The following is a 3,478-nucleotide window of genomic DNA, read 5'->3' on the forward strand; positions in this document are numbered from 1 at the left end:
CAGCCCCCCCATTTGTCAGCCCCGCCTCAGGTCCCACCGACATAAGGATTGCTCAGCCGCTCGCGTCCCAGCGTGCTTTCGGGGCCATGGCCGGGAATGAACACCGTGGCGCCGCCCATGGGCCACAGGCGCTCGGTGATGCTCGCGATCAGCTGCTCGTGGTTGCCCTGGGGAAAGTCGGTGCGGCCTATGCTGCCCGCGAACAGCACATCGCCGACAAACACACGCTCGATCTGCGGCGCATGGAACACCACATGGCCGGGCGTGTGGCCCGGGCAGTGGCGCACGGCCAGCGTTTCCCGGCCTATCTGCACGCTGTCGCCATCATGCAGCCAGCGCGTGGGCGTGAAGCTCTGCGCGGGCGGAAAGCCGAACATCGCGCTTTGCTGGGGCAGGCCGTCGATCCAGAACTGATCGCCTTCATGCGGGCCGATGATGGGCAGGGCATGCGACTGCGCAAGCTCGCCCGCGCCGCCCGCATGGTCGATATGCGCATGCGTGAGCCAGATCGCGCGCAGCGTCAGGCCCAGGCGCTCGACTTCGGCCAGGATGACGGGCAGGTCGCCGCCCGGGTCGATGACGGCCGCGTCGCGGCTTTCGCTGCACCAGACCAGCGAGCAGTTCTGCTGGAAGGCGGTGACGGGAATGGTGAGGTATTCAAGCATGGGGTGTGAAGGCGCAAAGCATGTTCTTGCCGGCCATTGTCCGCGAAGTGCCGCGGCGCGCGCTGCGGGCGCAAGCCGCGGTACATTGCGGGCGGGCTGCTGTCGACCGCGTATAGTTTGCGCACTCCGGCAATCTGGCTGGAGGAATGGGTCCGTCTGTGCCTAGGAACGCAGTGCGCCGCCTGCGCCGCCTGCGCATGCGGGCCACACCGGCGGCCCAGCAGCGCCTTGAATCCATGGACCAATATCTATCGTGGCCAGGCGCGGACGCCGGGCTGGGACAACTCGTCGACTCCGCACCAGCCGTTCTTCCCCCTCTGTGGCAGCTGGCGGCATTCTGGCTGGCTGCCTCGATGACGGTCTATGCCGCGCAGCGCCTGTGCGAGTATGTGTCGCTGTCCGTGGACCAGGCCAGCCGCAGGGTGTTCGAGTCGTTCGCGTCTTTGGGCATGGGCTGCATCTTCTGGGCTTTGGTCATGGCCATCGTCTATCTGCGTGTCGACATCCAGCTGCATGAATGGACGCTGCTGCCCGCGCTGTCGGCGCTGGTCGTGATGGTGCTCAGTTGCCGGCTCACCTTGCCCACCTTGCTCACGCGCCGCAGCTGGTCGTGGCGCATGCTGGCGAGCGCGGGAATGTCGGCCGGACTGCTGCTGGGCTACACGATCCTGGTGACGAACTGCTTTTCCCGCGCCGCTGGCATCCATGTCCTGCCTTTCGCGCTGGCCTGCGTCGTGCTTGCCGCCCTGGTGATGTTTCGGGCATGGCGCCTCCAGGGGCTGCGCCTGCGGGGCGCGGCCTCGCCGCATGCGGACACCTGGACCGAGTGGGTCGTCTGCGGCGGCGTGGTCGTGGCGCTGCAATGGCTGCTGTCGATTTCGTTCGAGTACCACCAGGATTTCAATGCCCTCGGGGCCACCTCGCTCGATGAGTCCGCGGCCCTGATCGTGGTGGGCATCTTCGCGGGCGCGATCTCGCTGGAGCAGCTGACGAACATCCGCGCCGACCGCGGGCGCCAGCAACTGGTGCATCGTGGCCTGTCGATGATTCGCTCCAGCGCGGACTCGGCGGTGGTGCAATCCGATGCGCGGCTGGCGCTGATCGCCGACTATCTGCACGAGCTGCTGCTGCCCGAAAGGCTGGCGCTGCATTTCCAGCCCATCGTCAACCTGCGCAGCCAGTCGGTGCATCTCGAAGCCCTGCTGCGGCTGGAGCATCCGCGCCTGGGCCGCATCAACCCCGAGAAATTCTTCCTGGTATGCGAGCTGCGCGGCCAGACGCAGCAGGCGGACCGGCTCATCGTGCTCAACGCGCTCGGCCATGCCCGGCAGTGGCACGAGAGCGGACATGCGCTGGCAATCCATGTGAACATCGCTCCCGTGACGCTGATGGCCAGCGGTTTCTGCGACTGGCTGCTGGCCGAGATCGCCCAGCGTGGGCTCAGTCCGCAGCATGTCAGGCTGGAGCTGACCGAACATGCGATCACGGCCAACGGCCGCAGCATTTACCTCAGCGTGAGCGAACTGCATGCGCGCGGCATCCAGGTGATCATGGACGACTTCGGTGCCGGGTTTTCCTCGCTGGGCCTGCTGGCGAACCTGCCGCTGACCAGCATCAAATGCGACCGGCTGTTCCTGCGGGACGTGGAGAATGACGTCAAGCGCCAGATCCTGCTGCGCCATGTCGCGGCGATGGCGCACGACCTGGGCCTGCTGGCCACGGTCGAAGGCGTGGAGACCGAAGCCGAACTGCGCAGCGTCGTGCGCTGCGGTATCGAGAGCATCCAGGGCTATCTGTTCGCGCGGCCGCTGGCGGCCGCGCAGATCCCGCACTGGCTGCAGCATGCATGCCCCGAACGCCTGGACGCCATGCGCGCCATCCTGGCCGGCGAAGGCTAGATCGCGCGCCCCACGCGCAGCGCGAGTTCGCGCATCCACTGCAGCGCGGGATCGGCATCGCGGTGGCGGTGCCACTGCAGGGTCTGCTCCAGCGTGGGCACTTCCAGCGGCGGCGGCCACAGCCTGATGGGCAGCACTTTTTCCGCCTGCAGCGCCACGCGCCTGTGCACCGTCGCAATGCGGTCGGTGCCGACCACCATCTGGGGCAGGGCCGCCATGCTGGGCGCGGACACCTCGACCTGGCGCTGGATGCCGAAGCGGTCGAGAAACCAGCTGTCGAACGCCGCGCGCTGCTGGCCGGTCGCGTAGTTCGCGACCACATGGCCGCATTCGAGATAGTCGTTGAACGTCAGCGCGTGCTGGATGCGGCTATGGCCGGCCCAGGTCACGCACAGATACTGCTCCTCGAACAGCGGCGCCGAGGGATGGTTGGCGGCGGTGAACTGCGCGGGAATGATCAGCAGGTCGGCGTCGCCTTGCTCGAGCTGCTCGGCGGGCTTGTCGTTGAGCGCGCGCAGCTCCAGGCGGATTCCGCGCGCCTGCTGGTAGAGCGCCTCGAGCAGCGGCGGAATGAACACCGCGGTGGTGAAATCCGACAGCAGCAGCACGAAGGTCCGCGTGGACTGCGCGGGGTCGAACAGCGGCGGCGTGGTGATCGTGCTGTCGATGCGCATCAGCACGTCGCGCACCGGCTCGATCAGGCCCAGCGCGCGTGGCGTGAGCACCATCTGCCGGCCCTGCGCGGCCAGCAGTTCGTCGCCAAAGAAACTGCGCAGGCGGGCGAGCGCATTGCTCATTGCCGGCTGGCTCAGATGCAGGCGCTCGCCCGCACGGCTGATGTTGCGTTCGGCCAGCAGCGCGTCCAGCGCCACCAGCAGGTTCAGATCGAGTTTGTTGAAGCGCATGTCTCCGGCT

The 3,478-nt window shown here is 67.3% G+C and carries 3 protein-coding genes; 1 reads left to right on the top strand and 2 read right to left on the bottom strand.

The features are described from left to right. Nucleotides 1-26 precede the first annotated feature (26 nt). Entirely contained in the window at nucleotides 27-665 is a 639-nt protein-coding gene (locus RR928_RS02275; RefSeq protein ID WP_332536973.1) for an MBL fold metallo-hydrolase, read from the bottom strand. A 236-nt stretch (nucleotides 666-901) separates the two neighbouring features. On the opposite strand from RR928_RS02275, the gene RR928_RS02280 reads away from it, so the two are divergent. Next, nucleotides 902-2,563: an EAL domain-containing protein gene (locus RR928_RS02280; RefSeq protein WP_332536974.1), complete on the top strand. Its 1,662-nt coding sequence runs from the start codon at nucleotides 902-904 to the stop codon at nucleotides 2,561-2,563. Here RR928_RS02280 and RR928_RS02285 read toward each other — a convergent pair. Next, nucleotides 2,560-3,478 (bottom strand): LysR family transcriptional regulator (locus RR928_RS02285; RefSeq protein ID WP_332548565.1); only part of this gene is annotated, 919 nt, incomplete at its 5' end. The genes RR928_RS02280 and RR928_RS02285 overlap by 4 nt on opposite strands.

Origin of the sequence: Comamonas sp. (genome assembly GCF_036666375.1) — a bacterium.
Classification (GTDB): domain Bacteria; phylum Pseudomonadota; class Gammaproteobacteria; order Burkholderiales; family Burkholderiaceae_C; genus Comamonas.

Bases quoted from the DNA above. Each gene is read 5' to 3' on its own strand.
- RR928_RS02280 (WP_332536974.1), top strand. From the start codon at position 902: ATGGACCAATATCTATCGTGGCCAGGCGCGGACGCCGGGCTGGGACAA.
- RR928_RS02275 (WP_332536973.1), bottom strand. From the start codon at position 665: ATGCTTGAATACCTCACCATTCCCGTCACCGCCTTCCAGCAGAACTGC.